Source organism: Actinomycetes bacterium (assembly GCA_024222295.1).
Lineage (GTDB): Bacteria > Actinomycetota > Acidimicrobiia > Acidimicrobiales > Microtrichaceae > JAAEPF01.
Genome location: JAAEPF010000032.1, coordinates 1 through 16,577, shown reverse-complemented (window position 1 = coordinate 16,577; position 16,577 = coordinate 1). Strand labels below are relative to the sequence as shown.

General features: G+C 65.4%; 20 protein-coding genes. 12 read left to right on the top strand and 8 right to left on the bottom strand.

Annotated features, from left to right (window positions below):
- Positions 1-310 precede the first annotated feature (310 nt).
- A complete protein-coding gene (locus GY812_10865; GenBank protein MCP4435977.1) occupies positions 311-1,885 on the bottom strand; it encodes a sulfatase-like hydrolase/transferase in 1,575 nt (524 codons plus the stop codon).
- Positions 1,886-1,908: 23 nt separating this feature from the next.
- On the opposite strand from GY812_10865, the gene GY812_10860 reads away from it, so the two are divergent.
- The 3 genes from GY812_10860 to GY812_10850 all read left to right on the top strand — a co-directional run bounded on the left by GY812_10860 (position 1,909) and on the right by GY812_10850 (position 3,757).
- Positions 1,909-2,622 carry a TetR family transcriptional regulator gene (locus GY812_10860; GenBank protein ID MCP4435976.1) on the top strand — a complete coding sequence of 238 codons (714 nt, stop codon included), beginning with the start codon at positions 1,909-1,911 and terminating at the stop codon, positions 2,620-2,622.
- 109 nt (positions 2,623-2,731) lie between these two features.
- Complete coding sequence (locus GY812_10855; protein MCP4435975.1) at positions 2,732-3,022, top strand: EAL domain-containing protein; 291 nt, start codon at positions 2,732-2,734, stop codon at positions 3,020-3,022.
- 222 nt (positions 3,023-3,244) lie between these two features.
- A complete protein-coding gene (locus GY812_10850) occupies positions 3,245-3,757 on the top strand; it encodes an ester cyclase (protein ID MCP4435974.1) in 513 nt (170 codons plus the stop codon).
- 159 nt (positions 3,758-3,916) lie between these two features.
- Here the strand turns inward: GY812_10850 and GY812_10845 are convergent, their stop codons facing one another.
- A complete protein-coding gene (locus tag GY812_10845) occupies positions 3,917-4,393 on the bottom strand; it encodes a DUF1772 domain-containing protein (protein ID MCP4435973.1) in 477 nt (158 codons plus the stop codon).
- Entirely contained in the window at positions 4,393-4,911 is a 519-nt protein-coding gene (locus GY812_10840) for a hypothetical protein (GenBank protein MCP4435972.1), read from the bottom strand. Before GY812_10840 ends, GY812_10845 begins: the two co-directional genes overlap by 1 nt.
- Positions 4,912-5,024: 113 nt before the next feature.
- Here GY812_10840 and GY812_10835 point away from each other — a divergent pair, with 113 nt between their 5' ends.
- A complete protein-coding gene (locus tag GY812_10835) occupies positions 5,025-5,993 on the top strand; it encodes an AraC family transcriptional regulator (GenBank protein ID MCP4435971.1) in 969 nt (322 codons plus the stop codon).
- Between the two features lie 50 nt (positions 5,994-6,043).
- Here GY812_10835 and GY812_10830 read toward each other — a convergent pair whose 3' ends face one another.
- Positions 6,044-7,030 (bottom strand): diacylglycerol kinase, encoded by a 987-nt coding sequence (locus GY812_10830; protein MCP4435970.1) that lies wholly within the window; start codon positions 7,028-7,030, stop codon positions 6,044-6,046.
- A 395-nt stretch (positions 7,031-7,425) separates the two neighbouring features.
- On the opposite strand from GY812_10830, the gene GY812_10825 reads away from it, so the two are divergent.
- The 5 genes from GY812_10825 to GY812_10805 all read left to right on the top strand — a co-directional run bounded on the left by GY812_10825 (position 7,426) and on the right by GY812_10805 (position 10,889).
- Positions 7,426-7,860 (top strand): tail fiber protein, encoded by a 435-nt coding sequence (locus GY812_10825; GenBank protein MCP4435969.1) that lies wholly within the window; start codon positions 7,426-7,428, stop codon positions 7,858-7,860.
- Between the two features lie 131 nt (positions 7,861-7,991).
- Complete coding sequence (locus GY812_10820) at positions 7,992-8,669, top strand: peptidoglycan-binding protein (protein ID MCP4435968.1); 678 nt, start codon at positions 7,992-7,994, stop codon at positions 8,667-8,669.
- 389 nt (positions 8,670-9,058) lie between these two features.
- On the top strand, positions 9,059-9,457 hold the full coding sequence (locus GY812_10815) for a hypothetical protein (protein ID MCP4435967.1): 399 nt from the start codon (positions 9,059-9,061) through the stop codon (positions 9,455-9,457).
- A gap of 175 nt (positions 9,458-9,632) precedes the next feature.
- Positions 9,633-10,367: a M23 family metallopeptidase gene (locus GY812_10810; GenBank protein MCP4435966.1), complete on the top strand. Its 735-nt coding sequence runs from the start codon at positions 9,633-9,635 to the stop codon at positions 10,365-10,367.
- An 18-nt stretch (positions 10,368-10,385) separates the two neighbouring features.
- Positions 10,386-10,889, top strand: a complete 504-nt coding sequence (locus tag GY812_10805) for a hypothetical protein (GenBank protein MCP4435965.1) — start codon at positions 10,386-10,388, stop codon at positions 10,887-10,889.
- A 31-nt stretch (positions 10,890-10,920) separates the two neighbouring features.
- Here the strand turns inward: GY812_10805 and GY812_10800 are convergent, their stop codons facing one another.
- Positions 10,921-11,613 (bottom strand): hypothetical protein, encoded by a 693-nt coding sequence (locus tag GY812_10800; GenBank protein ID MCP4435964.1) that lies wholly within the window; start codon positions 11,611-11,613, stop codon positions 10,921-10,923.
- Positions 11,614-11,663: 50 nt separating this feature from the next.
- On the opposite strand from GY812_10800, the gene GY812_10795 reads away from it, so the two are divergent.
- On the top strand, positions 11,664-12,269 hold the full coding sequence (locus tag GY812_10795; protein MCP4435963.1) for a LytR C-terminal domain-containing protein: 606 nt from the start codon (positions 11,664-11,666) through the stop codon (positions 12,267-12,269).
- A 21-nt stretch (positions 12,270-12,290) separates the two neighbouring features.
- Here the strand turns inward: GY812_10795 and GY812_10790 are convergent, their stop codons facing one another.
- Complete coding sequence (locus GY812_10790; protein ID MCP4435962.1) at positions 12,291-13,670, bottom strand: trehalose-6-phosphate synthase; 1,380 nt, start codon at positions 13,668-13,670, stop codon at positions 12,291-12,293.
- 82 nt (positions 13,671-13,752) lie between these two features.
- Here GY812_10790 and GY812_10785 point away from each other — a divergent pair, with 82 nt between their 5' ends.
- Positions 13,753-14,751, top strand: coding sequence for a glycerate kinase (locus tag GY812_10785; protein MCP4435961.1), 999 nt, complete (start codon positions 13,753-13,755; stop codon positions 14,749-14,751).
- Positions 14,752-14,754: 3 nt separating this feature from the next.
- Here the strand turns inward: GY812_10785 and GY812_10780 are convergent, their stop codons facing one another.
- Positions 14,755-15,663, bottom strand: a complete 909-nt coding sequence (locus GY812_10780) for a glucosyl-3-phosphoglycerate synthase (GenBank protein ID MCP4435960.1) — start codon at positions 15,661-15,663, stop codon at positions 14,755-14,757.
- A gap of 275 nt (positions 15,664-15,938) precedes the next feature.
- On the opposite strand from GY812_10780, the gene GY812_10775 reads away from it, so the two are divergent.
- Positions 15,939-16,214, top strand: a complete 276-nt coding sequence (locus GY812_10775) for a MoaD/ThiS family protein (GenBank protein ID MCP4435959.1) — start codon at positions 15,939-15,941, stop codon at positions 16,212-16,214.
- A 22-nt stretch (positions 16,215-16,236) separates the two neighbouring features.
- On the opposite strand, the gene GY812_10770 is transcribed toward GY812_10775, so the two are convergent.
- Positions 16,237-16,530, bottom strand: coding sequence for a hypothetical protein (locus tag GY812_10770; GenBank protein ID MCP4435958.1), 294 nt, complete (start codon positions 16,528-16,530; stop codon positions 16,237-16,239).
- Positions 16,531-16,577: the final 47 nt, after the last annotated feature.

Sequence of the window (16,577 nt, the reverse complement as noted above, 5' to 3'; positions counted from 1 at the left end):
TGACGTTGGCGGCGGCCACGACAACGAGGCCGATCTGACCGCAGTCGAGGTGCTCACCGAACTCTTGCGGTCGCCGAGTCGGAGTTGTCGATCAGCCCTCAGTCGTCGTACTTCGACTTGGCGGCGTCGTAGTCCATCTGCGCGACCTCGGATCTGGTGTACACGGCCCCGAAGAGCATGGGCGTGTCGTCGTCTCACAGGTTGGCGAACTCGTCAGGGGCACTCGGCTACCCGTGGGAGTCCCGTGACGACGAGCCGACTCGACCGGAAGGCGGATGGGTACCCCGACGCGGTGCGTCGTCTCATTTGGTCAGATGAGGGCGCCGGGTTCGGGTAGTGGGTGCAGCAGTGGGCGGTTGAGGAGGTCGTTGTAGATCAGGTCGCTCATCTCGGCGATCCGCGTCCTCTCGGCGGGATCGTTCCAGAGGTTGTTGCGTTGGCGTGGGTCCTCTTCGACGTTGTAGAGCTCGCCTTCGTTGCCGTCGTAGGTTTCGGTTCGTTCGTAGACGTTGCAGATCCAGCCGTCGGCGTAGACCGCGTTCATCTTGATCTGAGCATCCGGTGTGTAGCTCTCGTACTGGGTGAACACGTGATCACGCCCCTGTGCTGCGGCGTCGTCCTCCGAGACGGGGAGCGGTCGCCCCTCCATCCACTCGGGCACGTCGACCCCGGCGATCTGACAGATCGTGGCGGGGATGTCGATGAGCCCGACTGGAGCGTTGACGTCGGCGGGCGCGACGTTGCGCGAGGGCGCTGGCTTCCAGAGTGCGGTGCAGCGGGTGATGCTGTCGACCAGGGCGGGTCCGATGAGGAGCAGGCCGTTGTCGCCGTCCAAGCCGCCATGGTCGGGTGTGAAGATGATGTCGGTGTCGTCGAGCCAGCCTTTGGCCTCGAGGTGGTCGAGCACCCGTCCGATGGCGTCGTCCATGATCGCGTTCTCGATGTGGATGTTGGCGTTGATCTCGCGGATCTTGTCGGGGTTGTCGAGTAGGTCGATGTAGCTGTAGCCCTCGAGCGCCTCGAAGGACACGAACTTCTCGCCGGTCCACCACCACTTCCAGTGCTTGGGCTTGGCATCGAGCCATGCCTCGCGTTGCGCGTTGGACTCGCCGTAGAGCTCGTCGACTTCGATGTCGCGCCAGTTGACGCGGTGCTTCTCCGATGCCGGCGGGTCGTAGGGATGGTGCGGGTCGGGGAAGCTCATCCAGCAGAACCAGTCGTCCTCGGGGTCCATCGAGTCGACCCACCGGATGGTGTGATCGGCGACCCAGTCGGTGTGGTACAGCTCCGTTGGGATCGGGTTGTCCTTCACGAACGGCGCACCGGTGTCACCTCCGCCGGTGACGTTCATCGTCGAGTGCTCACCCGGGTTCTTCGGCACGTTCAAGAGGTCGTAGTAGTCGCTGAGATGTTCGGGGTAGTGGCGCTTGAGCCACTGGACGTAGTGGCCCTGCAGCGGAACCAGGTCATGGCCCGCAGTGATCATGGTGTCGAAGCCTCGAGCCGGGCCGTAGGTGTTGCTCGCCCCCAGCGCAGTTTCCAGGGAGTGCGCGGACGAGTACGGCTCGAAATGCGGCTTGCCGATCAGCGCGGTCCGGAAACTCGTGTTCTCCTTCAGGTACTGCGCCACCGTGTTCGACTCGTGCGACAGGGCGATGCCGTTGTTCCACGACCCGTGCGTACGCGGGTACTGCCCGGTCAACATCGTCGACCGCGACGGCATGCACAACGGGTTCTGGTTGTACGCCCGCCAATACTGCACCCCGTCGCGGGCCAGCCCGTCGAGCACGGGTGTCAGCGCGTACTGCGAATGGGGCCCGTTCCACGCGCCGATGGTGTCCCAACGCTGCATGTCGTCGGTGATGAACAGAACTCGTCGTGGCATCTTCACCACTCCTTTGGGCGTTGGTGATCGAAGGCACTGCCGTCGGCCCCTGCTTCCGGAACATTGTTTGTCTTGCTGGCCCATCAACCTATGTGATGATTGACAGTGTTGTCAAGAAACTCTGTAAGGTGGTGGCCGTGGGACGCCCGAGCATGGCTGAAGTCCGTCGAGAAGAGATCGTCGACGCCGTGCAGCGGTGCATCGTCCAGTTCGGCCTTGCCGAGACGACCATGGCCAAAGTGGCCGCCGAGGCCGGCATGCAACGGTCCGCGATCAGCCACTTCCTGGGCAACCGGGACGCCGTCATCAGCGCAGCGGTCGAGCGCAGCTGCGACTACTACATCGAACTGCTCGAAAGTATCGGCGCCGAATACGAGCCAGCCGACGTGCCACTTGCCATTGTCACCGACGTGATCGGACGACACCGAGCCGATTCCGCTGCGATGGTCCTCTTCGACGAAGTCCTCACCCTGGCCCATCACGACGATTACGCCAAAGCCGAAGTCAAACGCGCCTACGACGCTCTCGAGCGCCGACTCCTCGAAGGTCTGGCCGCCCGATACCCGGAGTCGTCCACCAAAGAGCGCGCCACCGTCGCCCATGCCCTCCTGTTGCTCATCGACAACGCGGAACGCTTCCGCGTCCTCGGACTCGCCCAGACAACGAAGTCGGACCGTAGAACAATCAACGCAGCCAAGACACTGCTCGCCTCGCTCGAGCCCACCGCGGTCAGCTGAGCGCAGGCCACACCGCGCACAGGGCCGGGCCCACTCGGTACGGTCATCGCCCCCCAGGTGCTCGTCGCCCACCCCGAGGTCAGCCCCGTCATCGGCACCCTCGCCGCGGATGGGTTTCGGGATCGGGATCGACGACCTCGGCTGGGGACGCTTTTCCCTGGTGCTGTTCGGCTCCGACCTAGTCGACTACGTCCGCCTGGCGCCCCATCTGAGCGCGGGGTTGGCCGGCGATTTCCAGAAGGTCGGTTGCCTGAGAGGACTGGCCGACATCGCCGACGCCGTCGTCCAGCATCTCATCGCGGGACACGCGGCCGGAGAGGACGACCTGGTCCTGCTCCGCTCCATCGGGTGTCACCTGGCGGTTCTCGACCGGCGTCGCTTCGACCCTCCTGCGGATTGACAGCTGGGGGGCAGCGTCGACCTCCGCGGACCCGCTGCGACCCACCCCGTAGCGCGGACCATCGGTTGGGCGGCCCCGACGGCGATGGGGTGAGCCGGGGGATCCCCGGGGTCTCGACGAACAGCCGAGCCGGTGTGTGGGGACTGGTCATAGCCAGGCGTGGCCGGCTCGATCTGGCGCTACGTTGAACGACCCGCTGTCCCAACCACTTGAGGAGTCATCATGAAGTCGCCAGTTGAGATCTTTGACGAACACATGGAGGCAGAACTGGCCGGTGACCTTGATCGAACGATGGCCACCATGACTTCCACACCTCACCTCGTGAATGTGCCCACCATGCTTGGGGCACAGGGATTTGATGGGGTCAGGACCTTCTACTCCAGAAGGCTTATCGGCCAGTTCTTCCCGCCGGATGCGGTGTTCGAGACACTTTCACGGACACAGAGCACTGACTGTCTCGTAGATGAGATGATCATCTCGTTCACCCATACTGCGGTAATGGACCATATCCTGCCCGGGGTCAAGCCGACCGGGAAGTTTGCCGAGGTGGCCTTCGTGGTGATCGTAGGGTTAGAAGACGGAAAAGTGGCCTATGAACATATTCACTGGGATCAGGCCAACCTGCTGGTGCAACTGGGCCTCGTAGATCCCGAAGGTCTGCCGTTGACAGGTGCCGGCGCCGCTGCAAAGTTGCGCGACCCATCGATCCCCGATCCTTTCTTCAACGAGTCCTGAGTATCCGTTTCACTGTCGACCGGCGGCTGGTCAATGCGAGGTTGCGGTTGGGCATCATCTCGTAGTTCTCACAGCTCGCCATCGAAACTGACCTCTAGACGGTCGACAGACTCGGCGACGAGCATCGTGTGGGTGAAAGGAACCCGCAAACCGGAGATGTCACGCAGAGAGCGCGAGGGCGTAGGTCACCACGCTGGTAAGCGAGGTCAGGGTGCGGAGCGTGTTCAGCCTGGTCCAGCTGGCTAGGTAGCGCCTCCAGTACGACTGACCCTCATGGCTGTCGGCGTCGACCGCATCGAGGGCGTTGTTGCGGGGCACGTTGCCGGCGACGGTGATGAGGAACGAGCCGAGCGACATGGCGGCTCCGACCGCGACGTACCGCACCGCGCCCTCGTCGAGGCGGTCGAGGTTGGCCGCCACGACCGGCACCCCGGCCAAACCGGCGGTGGCGATGGCAGCCACGAAGGCCGGCGTCGGTGCTGCGGCATTGATGGCCTGCATGGCAGCGGCGCCATTGCCGGGCTGCAGCTTGGCCAGCGCCGGCATCACGAAGTTGGAGAACGCGAAGAACGCGCCACCGCTCATCGCCGCTCCGAGCAGGCCGGCGAGGACCAGTGCCAGCTCCCAGCCTCCCATCATCGTCCCGCCTCGGAATCGACCAGTCCACCGGCGTTCATGGGGTCGGTGACGAATCGGCGCAGCGACATGCCGAGCCCGTAGGTGACCAGACGATCCGGAACCGGGATTTCCAAGAAGCAGCCGTCGGGCATGTCGAGCTCGCCGTGACCGGTGATTGATCCCAGGTGCCCGTCGGCAACCAGGCGCTGGATCCCGGGATCGTCGAGCTCGAGCACGCTGGCCTCGGACTGGAACTGCACTGTGGACGGGGGGCCGACCGGCAACCGGCGGATAGGGATCACGACCGCCACTCGGGGGTTGGCCAGCACGTTGCGGGCCTTTCGGCTGGTGCGCAGGGTGTTGACGTACAGCGTGTCGTCGGCGACATCGAACAGGACGCCGGCCACGTGGGGCCGACCAGCCGCCGACGCAGTTGCCAGCGTGGCGAACGACCGCTTCCTGATGGCTCGGTGGATCCGCTCCGGGTCCGGTCGGTGGATTGTGGTGGGTGATTGGGTGCTGTCAGTTGTGTGCATGGAGACCAGAATGAACTAGCAACGGTGGTTAATGAATGACTGAACGATCGTAATTCTTGCTCAAACGTCCAGCATGCTGGACGGCTCGTAGCTGCAGCGATCACACTGGGTCCATGACCGATACCGCTGTTCCAGCCATCGGGGAGGCCCTCCGGTACATCCAGATGTCGGGGATCTTCTACTGCCCGTCCGAGCTCACCGAGCCGTGGGGTCTCGAGTTGCCGCCCATGCCCGACTGCGTGTGGTTCCACGCCGTGCTCGGTGGCGAGCTCACCCTCGAGGTCGAGGGCGACACCCTCACGCTGCGCACCGGTGACCTCGTGCTGGTCCCCCACGGCACAGGACACCGGGGCTGGGGCATCGAAGAGACAGACACGCCGAGCGTGTTCGACCTCCCTCACGACTACGTCACCGACCAGTACGCCGTTCTGCGCCACGGTGGTGGGGGTCAGCGCACCGACCTGGTCTGCGGCGGCATCCGCCTCGAGCACCCGGCTGCACGCCAACTGGTGGGCTCGCTGCCGCCGGTCATCCACATCGAGGCCTCCCGCTCCACCCGGGCAGACTGGATGCGGGCCACCCTCGAGCTCATGGCCGAGGAGACCCAACAGGCCCGCCCGGGGGGCGAGGCGGTGGTGAGTCGTCTGTGCGACATCGTGGTGATCCAGGCCATCCGAACCTGGATCGAGCGCGACCCCGCGGCCCAGACCGGCTGGCTGGGGGCGCTGCGCGACCAGCAGATCGGTGCCGCCATCGCAAGCGTGCACCGCAACCCCCAACACGACTGGACAGTGGCCACGCTGGCCGACGAGGTGGCCATGTCGCGATCGGCGTTCGCTGCACGATTCACCGATCTCGTCGGCGAGTCGGCCATGCGCTACGTCACCCGCTGGCGCATGCACGTCGCCCTCGACTTGCTCCAGCGCACCGATTCCAACGTCGCCACAGTTGCCGGAGAGGTTGGCTACGACTCCGAAGCCGCCTTCAGTCGTGCTTTCAAACGGGTCATCGGTGTGTCGCCCCGCGCGGCCCGGCTCTCGGCCCACGACATGCCAGTCGCCCCGGCCGCGTCCCCCGCATGACGCCCCCGAACCGACCGGGGCTCGAGGCTCACAGCCACGGAGCGGTGGCGTCAGGATCCAACGGCACCGCCGAGGGCGGCGAGCCCGTCGATGCTGGCCCTCACGGCTTCACCAACCGACCTGTACCCGGGGCTGGTGCCCCTGGGTACGAGGACACGCAACGACTTCGGACGCACGGACAGCTCCAGCGGCGAGTCGAAGTTGACGGCCTCCCCGTCGAGCCCTGCGAGTATCTGGCCGTCAGCCTCGATCCGCAGGCTTTCGGACTGCCAGGTCCGGACTGACGAGACCGGTCGGCCGTCCGGCCGGGTGCCCTTTCCAGCTGCGTTGATGCCCAGCATCCCGCTCGCGAGGCTGGGACGACGACCGAAGTCCGGTGGTCCGGAGAAGATGTACGCGCCGTTGGATACCAGCGCAACAGCCACCTTCTCGGCCTGGCCGCCGCGGGGACCCGAGAAGCGGAGATCGCTGCCTGTGTCTTCCCCTCGCCTGAACTCTGCGGCGACCTGGGAGAGAGTCTCCTCCTTGTTCGCGCGGTACTCGTCCCGGTGCACAGCGGAGGCGTAGATGCCGAAGCTGACGTTGTTCAGGAAAGGTCGTTCGTCGGCCATCCCGATATCAATCAGCAACTCCTCGCCGTCGGTGATGGAGCCGAGGGCGGCGATCGGGTCGTCCCGGTCCAGGCCGAGGTCCAGCGCGAAGTGGTTGCGAGTGCCCACGGGTATGCAGAAGAACGGAACTCCACGCCGAACCGCGACCCCTGCGACGAGTCCCAGTGAGCCATCGCCGCCCGCTGCACCGATGGCATCGGCGCCCTCGTCAACGGCTGTCTCGGCAAGCTGCACGATGTCATCTCCAGGCTCGAGCATTATGACGTTGACACCCGCCGCCTCGGCGGCTTCCGCGAGTCCGGTCTTCTCGGCCTTGCCGTCGCCACTCCAGCGGTTGACGATCAGGGCTGGGCGCAACGGTCGCGCCGGGCGCCTGGAATAGGCGTCCCGTCGGGTGGAGAACAGGTCCCTGCGTCGTTTGAACACCGCCCAACCAACCGCGGCCAACGCAACTCCAACAACCGCCGACACCACATAGCCTGCAAGGCTTCGCCGGCGTCTACTGCTTGACACAACTGTGTTGGGCATGGCGCCAATCCTAGAAGAGAGCTGGATTCATGGGGTCCCGAGCCACCTCGTCACCGGTACACGCCTTGGGACCCTGCAGCTGTGAACGAAGCCGTGCAGCGAGCTGGAGCTCGGAACCGATCAGAGGGGTTCGGCAACCTCATGCGGACCGGACTCGCTGTGCTGTCGACTGACCTCCTTTCGCTCGCCAAATGTCAAGAAATCTGGCCGCATTCTTGAGCGTGGCTTGACGCAGTCAATAGGTGGACGGCATATGTTTGGCCATTCGGAAGGAGCATGAGATCAAAACTGCGATGACCGCTATTGCAACGGCTCTCCTGACAGCCATCGCACTTGGGGGAGTGTCTGCTGATGCGGCTGGGAACCCGCCAATTGTCAACCCATTGGATATCAACCCGTTCCTCGTAGCCAGAGATGGTCAACCATGTATCTCCAACGGAAGTTCAGTTCCGCTGGTAGGCGACGCAGGCCAGTTCTATCAGTGTGAGAACAACAAATGGGTTGCAGTCAAAGCCTTTGCATCCCCGGACGCCGTTCCGGTTGGAACTGTCACCGCACTGCTCTACGCCGGTCCAGTTACGCCGGGTTACCTCCAAGCCAACGGGCAGAGCTACGACCGCAATGAATATCCAGATCTCGCACAGATTCAGGGAGAGTCCTGCTGTATCGTTCCGGACATTCCTAATGCGCCGGGGGACAGTGTGTACTACGTGAGAGCCACTTCCTGATCTTCGGGGGTGGCTGACCGCATGTGGTCCGAAATGGGTCTACACGACCACCCGAATTCGCGAAAATGGGCCCACGGCTTACCGAGTTGTGCAAGACTGTTTCGTCTAGCTACTAAGAAGAGGGTTACGATATGACCAGGTCCGGGCGTGTCATTTCTTCATTGTTCTTCGGCTTGCTCCTGTTGGGCGCTGTCTCTTGTTCTTCCGATGACTCAACCGATACATCGACAACAACTACCTCCAAGGAGTCAAGCGGCTCCGGCGGGTCCTCAGAATCGGCCGCTACGGCTCGCTTTGACAAGGAGATACAACAGGAACTCGCCGACGTCGGTTGCTACGACGGTCAGGTTGACGGAATTCTTGGGTCGCAATCTGATGCGGCGCTCCTGCAGTTCCAAAAGGATGCCGGTCTCTCAGCCGACGGGGAGTTGGGTCCTGAGACGGAGGCAGCTCTGAAGAAGGCGGTCGCCGACGGCAAGACTGTTTGCGGCTCATCCGCCTCCACCACCGTCACCTCAGCTGCCAGCACCACCACCTCCTCACCGGACTCCGGGGATCCGGGATGCACGGCGGTAGATCTTGTTGATGCTCTAGGCGGTGACCCGAGCACCACCCTGACCAACTACGCGTGCGCCGACGGCTACGCGGCTGGTACAGAAGGCGACACCAAGTTCATTCTGGCAATGAGGGACGGCAACTGGGTTAGCCTCGTGGGCGGCTTGGACCCCGTGTCTGACCCGAACCCGTGCGAATCACCAGAATCGTTCACTCCTCCCATCCCGGAGATAATCCTGCAGGATGGCTGCTGAACACCACGATGGTTCGGCACAGATCTTCAACCACGAATACCCTGCCGGTCCTGCAATAGAGATCTCGGCTTCTACGAGTCCTTGTGAAGTACGAGAGAACACGATCTGCCACATCCTGTTGGCAACCCCCAGCAACGCCAAGGTTCTGAGCCGTTAACCGTCCAGCTGACCTGTACGCATCTCGGTTCCCGCGCGCGCTGTGTGCGCGGTGCGTGTAGCCAACACGTCGTGACCCATCTATCCCCGATCCCTTCTCAACGGATCCTGAGTATCCGGTTCACTGCGAGAAGTTCCGACACACCTGTTCTGGCCTGACGAGCCATTTCCACCTGCCTGCCCGAGCTCCGAAATAAGGTTGCGGTGCTGGGGCCAACAAAAGGGGCCACCAAATGACCACTGCAAGTCCACGTGCAAGGGAAGCCGGGCGCGGCTGGATCGTCTTTTCGGGGATCATGCTGCTGCTGCTGGGGATCAAGCTGTTCCTAGACGGCCTTTGGGCTCTCGACCGATCCGACACTGTGGTCGACGCGTTCTACTACAACACCGATCTCGGTCTGTGGGGCTGGATCTACCTGCTGGTCGGCATTCTGGTGTTCCTCGCCGGTCTCGCGGTGTTCCAACGGGCCCAGTGGGCTCGTTGGACGGGAGTTGCCGCCGCATCCGTCGGCCTAGTGTCGAACTTCCTCTGGTTGTACGCATACCCGATCCCGGCGTTCATCGGCGTCGTCCTGGCCGCTCTCGTCCTGTACGGGCTGGTCGTGTACGGAGACGAGGAACTCCTGGGCTGAGGCCCTCCCGGCAGCAGGCCGGACACCGTGCCGGAGCGTCCGGCACCAGCTCGTATCCGGTCTGCTGGCGGAGTGATCGTGCGGTGTGCGGGCTGCGCCGACGGCTGGTCGGCCAGCACGAGACGAGCTGGGTCTCTCATCGATTGTTGATGCAAGGATCCGGTAGAATTGGGGTATGGAGCGGAGAGCAACGGTCCTCGGTGCGCTCCTGGCAGCACCCTTGGCCACGCTGGTGTTGGCGGCAGGTTGCGGCGGCTCCGAGCAGACGGCTCCAACGACCGCAGCCGGGCCAGGGTCTTCCACTACTGCCACCACCAGGTCGACCACGACCGCTCCCACGACAACCGCTGCGATGACCGTTGCGACAGCGCCATCGTCGACCACGACCGTCACGACGACAGCGACAGTCCAGGTGCCGTACCCGCACGTCTTTCCGGTGCAGCCCGCCGGTGCTGCTTCCTATGACCCGAGCCACCACGACTACCTTGCGGCGGACATCTTCGCCCCGTGTGGATCGGACGTGGTCGCCGTCACCAGCGGCGTGATCGACGAGGTGTCACACGCCGACGAGTGGAGTTCTGGAACCGACAACGGCGCCACCCGCAGCGGACGGCTGGTGTCGCTCGTGGGCGACGATGGCGTGCGCTACTACGGCAGCCACCTCGCAGAGGTGGCGCCCGGTATCGACGCCGGCACGCGGGTCAGCGCCGGTCAGCGCGTAGGCGCCGTGGGTGACTCGGGCAACGCCCGTGGCACCGGCTGCCACCTGCACTTCGGTCTGTCCGCCCCGTGCGGGCCCGGCGACTGGGAACGCCGTCGCGGGGAGGTATGGCCGCAACCACATCTCGACGCGTGGAGAGACGGAACCGACACGGCACCCTCGGAGGAGATCGATCCACTGAGTTGCTGAGGCACAGGAGGTGTCGACATGAACCAGCCAGCCACGCCCGGAGGTCCTCCGCCCCCGGAGTTCCAGACCCCGGCGCCACCGCCGGACGGTGCCAGCAGGGGGCTGCTGATCGCGATCCTGTCGGCTCTCGGAGTCATCCTCATCGGTGGACTCATCACTGGAGCCTTCCTGATGGGCCGCAGCTCAGACCCCGACAAGGACCCCGGCGATGACGTCGCGGCCGACGCCACCACCTCGAGCTCCTCGTCCAGTACCACTGTCGCACCGACCACGGCCGCTCTGACTACACAGGCGCCCCCGGCGACGGCCGCGCCGGGGCCGAGAGGCGTCGGCGACGTGCTCGAGCAGCCCGCGGGACTGTTCTGCCGCGACCTCGCCGACGCCGGCTACGACACTTACGACGCGCTGTCCTACTACCTGATGTGGGGACTGCCCTCGCACATGGACGCCGACGGCGACACCATCCCCTGCGAGACGGTCTACCCGGACGCGGAGTGGGTCTGGTTCAACGCAGCCTTCTGAGAGGCTCGCTGAACGAGTCGGCGCAACGCTGTCAGTGCATCAGGTACTCGGCCATGGCGACCGAGCGCAGGCTCGACATGTCGAACAGCCGCGACACGGTGTCCATCATCACGGTGAGGTTTTCCGCGTCGTCATTGTGGAAGGCGATGAGGTCGTCCACCACATCCTGGGAGGGCCAGCTCTCCATGACGATCCCGTCTAGTGGCGCTGCACCCGGCGTGATCGGGTCGACCACCGTGTTGCGCACGTAGCGCAGCCTCGGCTGGGCCGCCTCTGACATCGGAGACTGCCGCCCGTACCAGAGCTCGCGGAATGTCCGGTGGTCGAGCGCAGGGTTGCGCGCGACCACCGCGACGGTGCAGATGCCCGGTGTGCGCTCACCTGCGGGCCAGTCTCGAAGCTCACCGCGGCGTTGCCCGTACTCGGAGTAGACCGCCTCGGTCACCAGGTAGCCATCGCAGCGTTCGGCCAGAGGCTCGAGCACAGCGGCAACGTCGCTCAGGTCGTGCGCGGCCACCCAGGTGGACACGGCTGCGCGCAAGGGAAGCTCCCCATCGGGGCAGGGCATCGGCCCGTCGATCGTGACCGTGTCGTCGACTAGGTGCACCGTCGTGTCGGAGCCCCCCGTCGCTTCGATCGCGGCCATGGCACCCATCACCGCCTCGGCGAGCTCGCTGCGCCCCTGTGACGGCCGGGTGCGCAGCAAGTGGATGACCTTTTCCATCTATCGCTCCATCTAGCTCCTGCGGTACGGGTGCAAGCTACAGTTCTGCCATGACCTCCGCGCAGCGCAGGCGCAGGCCTGCCCCCTCCGGTCCCGACCCGGCATCGAGGGGATTCATCCTCGTGATCGTCGCCGTGGTGCTCGGCGCCATCCTTCTCGCGGCCGGTGGCACCGTCGGATTCGACCAGGACGACCAGAGCGTCGACATCGGCGAGGGCGGCGAGAGTTCAGATACCACCGCCCCCGCCGACGACACCACCACAACGGTGCCAACCACAGTCGCGCCCGCCGACGTACCGGTGCTCGCGGCCAACGGTGCCGGCATCTCCGGGCTTGCCGGTGACACGGCCGCATTCCTGGCTGCGCAGGGCTACACCAACCAGCCGACTGATCCCACGGACGCCATCGCTGATGTATCGCTCACGGTGGTCTATTACGCGGAGGGATTCCAGCCCAACGCCACGGCCGTCGCCTCGCTGTTCGGCCTTCCGCCGGAGCAGGTGCAGCCGATCCCGGCTCAGCCCCTCGTTGACGGGCAGCCTGCGGGGGTCGGTGTGATCGTGGTGGTTGGACCCGACGCGCAGGGTGTTGTGTCCGGCACCGGCGAAACGACCACCACCGCCGCCGGCGAGACGACCACCACGGTGCCGGGCTGACCCATCGGGGTCACCCGGTGCTCACACCGCCCGTAGCTGGTCCTCCAACCAGTCCTGTGGGGTGCGTAGCGCCGCTGACTCGGCCAGTTCGCTTGCCCTGAACGCTCGCTGTTCCGGCTCGCGCTCCAGCGCTGCCTCGAGCGTGTCGGTGGTCGCCTCCACATCGAATGGGAAGACGGGGTCCGCTGCGTCGGCCAGCTCGGTCCACGCTCCGGCCTCGGTGGACAGCACCAGCTGGCCGTCGCGCTCGTTGAGCACCGGCCCCTCCTTGGCGACCAGATTGAGGCCGTCGCGGATCGGGTTGACCAACAGCACGTCGTAGCTGCGCAGCACGGCCACCGACCGCGGGAAGTCGTCCTCGGTCATCAGCACGACGGGGGTCCAGTCGTCGGTGCCCCAGCGCTCGTTGACGGCCTCGACCGCCTCGATCACCTCGTCGTGGTAGCGGCGGTAGTCCTCCACGCCCAGGCGCGACGGATAACAGCAGGCCAGGAACACCACCTTGGTGTGCAAGTCATGGCGGCGCTCCAGCAGGCGGTTGTAGGCGGCGAACCCGCGCACGATGTTCTTCGACAGCTCCATCCGATCGACACGTGCGATGACGGCGCGGTCGGCCATCACCGGTGCCAGTTCCGCGAGTGCGGTCTCGCACGCCTTCGACCTGGCCACATTGCGCAGGTCGTCCATGTCGGAGTTGATCGTGGCGGCGAATGTACTGCCCTCGATCCCACCGAAGGCCTCCTGGCACTGGCGGTAGTTGGACTCCCACTGCTTGGTGTGGAATCCGCAGGCGTCGTGGCTGGCCAGGCCCTCGAGCAACTCGCTGCGTACCACCGGCGGTAGTACTCGCAGGCCGTCCGGCCCGGCGAAAGGCGTGTGGTGGAAGTGCACGAAGCGCAAGTCGTCGCGCTCCACGCGTGCTCTCCGTGCCACCAGGCACAGATGGTAGTCCTGCACGAGCACGGTCGCCCCGGGGGGTGCGTCGGCCACGATTGCGTCCGCGAATGCAGCGTTGACCTGGCGGTAGGACTCCCACGCCTCCCACCAACCGACATCGAAGGCGGGGCTGCGGACCAGGTCGTACAGCCCGTGGTGCACGAACCACAGCGTCGAATTCGACACCTCGTCGTAGTAGCGACGATGAACCTCGGGGTCGATGTCCAACATGTGCACCGTCAGGCCATCGGCTTCGACGATCCCGTCGTCGCCAGCCGCTGCGCGATCGGCGTCGGACATGGCCGCGGCGATCCACCGCGCCTGGCCGGACTCGACCAGCGGAGCCAGCCCCGACACCAGCCCACCGGAGCCACGGCGGCCAACCGGCTCGCCATCGACGAGGCTGAACGAGAGCGGGCCGCGATTGGACGCGATAACCACCGGTCGGCTGCTTGCATCGGCCATGGTCCCACCATAGGAGCCACGCCGTGCCCTCCATGCGTCGGGCCTGGGCGACGCTGATCCCGGCGAGTCGTAGGGTTGCGGAGTGCGAATCCTGGTGGCTCCCGACAAGTTCCGCGGGACCCTCACAGCCGCGCAGGCGGCTGCTGCGCTCGGCGCAGGGCTGCGCCGGGCGGGCCACGAGGTGACCGAGATGCCGCTGGCCGATGGAGGCGAGGGCACCCTCGAAGTACTCGGCGGCGCCAACAAGGCCACCGTCGTGTCCGACCCGCTGGGTGATCCGGTACAGGCGCCGTGGCGGCTGTCGGGTGGGACTGCCGTGATCGAGATGGCACGTGCCTCCGGACTGGAACTGGTGGGCGGCGCCGAGGGAAACGACCCGGTGTCCGCGTCAACACATGGCACGGGCGAGCTGATCTCCACAGCAGTCGAGTCGGGCGCGAAGGAAGTGATCGTGGCAGTCGGCGGTTCGGCAACCACCGACGGGGGCCTTGGCGCGCTCCGGGCGCTGTTCCCACTGCACCGCCTTCGTGGCGTGCGGATCACCGTCGCCTGTGATGTGGCCATCGGCTTCGTGGACGCGGCGCGTGTGTTCGCTCCCCAAAAGGGCGCCACCGAGGCCCAGGTGGAGCTGCTCCAGCGACGCCTCGAGGCCCTGGTCGGCGTGTACGAGGATGACTACGGGGTCGATGTGACGTCGCTGCCGGGGGCCGGGGCCGCCGGAGGTCTGGCCGGCGGGCTCGCGTGTGCGGGGGCCGAACTCGAGTCCGGCTTCGACCTCGTTGCGGATCGCCTGGGATTCGACGAGGCACTCGAAGGTGTCGACGCCGTGGTCACGGGTGAGGGGTTTCTCGACGAGGAGTCATTCGATGGCAAGGTCGTTGGTGGTGTGCTGGACACCGCCCGGCATGCGCGGGTGCCAGTGGTGGCTGTTGTCGGGCAAGCGTTCGACTCGGCCACCGAACGGATACCGACGGTGTCACTCGTTGAGACCTACGGCGAGGAACAGGCTCTCGGCGATGCCGGGGGTTGCCTGTTCGAGGCCGCCACCGAAGTGGAGCAGATGCTGTCCGGCGGTGGTTGAGGCTCAGGCTCCGACGGCAGCCGGGATGCGCGCCAGGTACTCGGCGACCTCGATCATCGGAGGGCGCTCCGCAGCTTCGATCTCGGTCGACTCGGCTCCGCGCACCAGGTCGGCGACCACGGGCACGAGGTCGCGGTGCACTCGGCGAAGAGCGGTCTGCATGATTGCGGCCGCCTGCGGTGACAGCTCCTCGAGTGGCCTGTTGCGGTGGTGGCGCACGTCGAGGTCGACCTGCACGATCCCGTCGGTGCCGAACCGACGGGCGAGGTCCACGAGCAAGCCCATCTCCACGCCGTAGCCCTCCACGAACGGGAGTTTGTCGAGCACCTCCCGTCTGCCGCCGTATTCACCCGACAGTGGCTGCTTGATGCCGGTCAGCTCGGGGAACAACAGGGAGAGCAAGGGTCGCGCAACGAGTTCGGTGACCCTGCCACCACCTTCGCCATCTGACTCGGGGCGCCGGTAGAAGCCCTTCACGAAGTCGACGTCGTCCTCGCAGAGCAACGGACCCAGCAACCCGGTGACGAATCGGTGGTGGAACTCGCGCAGATCGCTGTCGCACCAGAGCACCACGTCGCCTGTGGTCTCGAGCAGGGACTTCCAGAGCACTTCACCCTTGCCATGTCCCTCGCCGTACTCGGGGAGGATGTCGGCGGCGGCAACCACCCGGGCGCCCGCCCGGCTGGCCACGCTCGCGGTGGAATCGGTCGAGTGGTCATCGACCACGAGGAGTTCGTCGATCACGCCCGCATCAAGAAGGTCGTGTCGCACCGTCGCCACTATCTCGCCGACGGTCGACTCCTCGTTGCGGGCAGGAAGGCATACCGAAACGGTGGTGGCTCCCTTCGCCTCGATCAGGCGCGGGATCGGGTAGTAGCGGTGATGTCGGGTGCGGATCGCACCTGGCTCCATGTGGTCCGTGTCAACGGCAACCATGAAGTGCTCCTTGGCGGATCCGCGTTGGCGAGTCCGGGTTGTGGTGTGACGCCCTGCATCGCACGGCGCATGTGAACACGGTACCGCCCGGGGCGCCCCTTACCATCGCGGTGCGCATACAGGCGGTGCACCCGCACGGTTTCCAACGGAACTGTGGCGCGCGATGTTCCCCTGTTGGGAATCTTGTCGATGTCGCGGGTGTTTAGTGGCTCGCATACGATCCAGCGGTCAGTTTCGCCAGGAGAAACACGATGAGCATCAGCATCCGCATCCCCACCACCCTCCGCACACTCACCGGCGGAGCATCGCAGGTGGACGTAGAGGGGTCGACCGTCGCCGAGGCACTCGCAGCCCTCGAGGTCGCCCACCCGGGGTTCAACGACCGCCTGTTCGATGAAGACGGCTCGCTTCGCCGCTTTGTCAACGTGTTCGTGGCCGATGACGACGTGCGTTATCTCGACGGGGTCGAGACAGCTGTTCCCGACGGCGAAACGCTCTCGATCATCCCGGCCGTCGCCGGCGGTTGACCGGTACCCGCAGGTACCGGATTCAGTTCGGTGCTCCTGGCACCGCATCCAGCAGCGCGTCGCGGTCGGGGCCAAGAGGTGGTTCCTCGGGACGCGAGTCGCGGTCCTGGTAGACCTGCATGACACGACCGATCACGTCCGCGTCGGACAGGAGCGAGTCCGGTGGTTGCAGCAGGTTGAACATGCGAAGGAACGCCCGCAGCACCACCGGGTCGACCCGCATGGCCGGAAACAGGCCGTCACGCAACAGGCTTCGGACGAAGTCGGACTGGGTCGTGTCATCCACGGCCCTGTCATCCACCGCCCTGTCATCCACCGCCCTGTCATCGCTTGGTCCCTCGTCAGCAGTGCTATTGCCGCCCG

What these genes read in the sequence shown, in the direction of transcription:
- GY812_10865 (MCP4435977.1), bottom strand. Translation starts at nt 1,885, where the DNA reads ATGCCACGACGAGTTCTGTTCATCACCGACGACATGCAGCGTTGGGAC.
- GY812_10855 (MCP4435975.1), top strand. Translation starts at nt 2,732, where the DNA reads ATGGGTTTCGGGATCGGGATCGACGACCTCGGCTGGGGACGCTTTTCC.
- GY812_10850 (MCP4435974.1), top strand. Translation starts at nt 3,245, where the DNA reads ATGAAGTCGCCAGTTGAGATCTTTGACGAACACATGGAGGCAGAACTG.
- GY812_10845 (MCP4435973.1), bottom strand. Translation starts at nt 4,393, where the DNA reads ATGGGAGGCTGGGAGCTGGCACTGGTCCTCGCCGGCCTGCTCGGAGCG.
- GY812_10840 (MCP4435972.1), bottom strand. Translation starts at nt 4,911, where the DNA reads ATGCACACAACTGACAGCACCCAATCACCCACCACAATCCACCGACCG.
- GY812_10835 (MCP4435971.1), top strand. Translation starts at nt 5,025, where the DNA reads ATGACCGATACCGCTGTTCCAGCCATCGGGGAGGCCCTCCGGTACATC.
- GY812_10825 (MCP4435969.1), top strand. Translation starts at nt 7,426, where the DNA reads ATGACCGCTATTGCAACGGCTCTCCTGACAGCCATCGCACTTGGGGGA.
- GY812_10820 (MCP4435968.1), top strand. Translation starts at nt 7,992, where the DNA reads ATGACCAGGTCCGGGCGTGTCATTTCTTCATTGTTCTTCGGCTTGCTC.
- GY812_10815 (MCP4435967.1), top strand. Translation starts at nt 9,059, where the DNA reads ATGACCACTGCAAGTCCACGTGCAAGGGAAGCCGGGCGCGGCTGGATC.
- GY812_10810 (MCP4435966.1), top strand. Translation starts at nt 9,633, where the DNA reads ATGGAGCGGAGAGCAACGGTCCTCGGTGCGCTCCTGGCAGCACCCTTG.
- GY812_10805 (MCP4435965.1), top strand. Translation starts at nt 10,386, where the DNA reads ATGAACCAGCCAGCCACGCCCGGAGGTCCTCCGCCCCCGGAGTTCCAG.
- GY812_10800 (MCP4435964.1), bottom strand. Translation starts at nt 11,613, where the DNA reads ATGGAAAAGGTCATCCACTTGCTGCGCACCCGGCCGTCACAGGGGCGC.
- GY812_10795 (MCP4435963.1), top strand. Translation starts at nt 11,664, where the DNA reads ATGACCTCCGCGCAGCGCAGGCGCAGGCCTGCCCCCTCCGGTCCCGAC.
- GY812_10790 (MCP4435962.1), bottom strand. Translation starts at nt 13,670, where the DNA reads ATGGCCGATGCAAGCAGCCGACCGGTGGTTATCGCGTCCAATCGCGGC.
- GY812_10780 (MCP4435960.1), bottom strand. Translation starts at nt 15,663, where the DNA reads ATGGAGCCAGGTGCGATCCGCACCCGACATCACCGCTACTACCCGATC.
- GY812_10775 (MCP4435959.1), top strand. Translation starts at nt 15,939, where the DNA reads ATGAGCATCAGCATCCGCATCCCCACCACCCTCCGCACACTCACCGGC.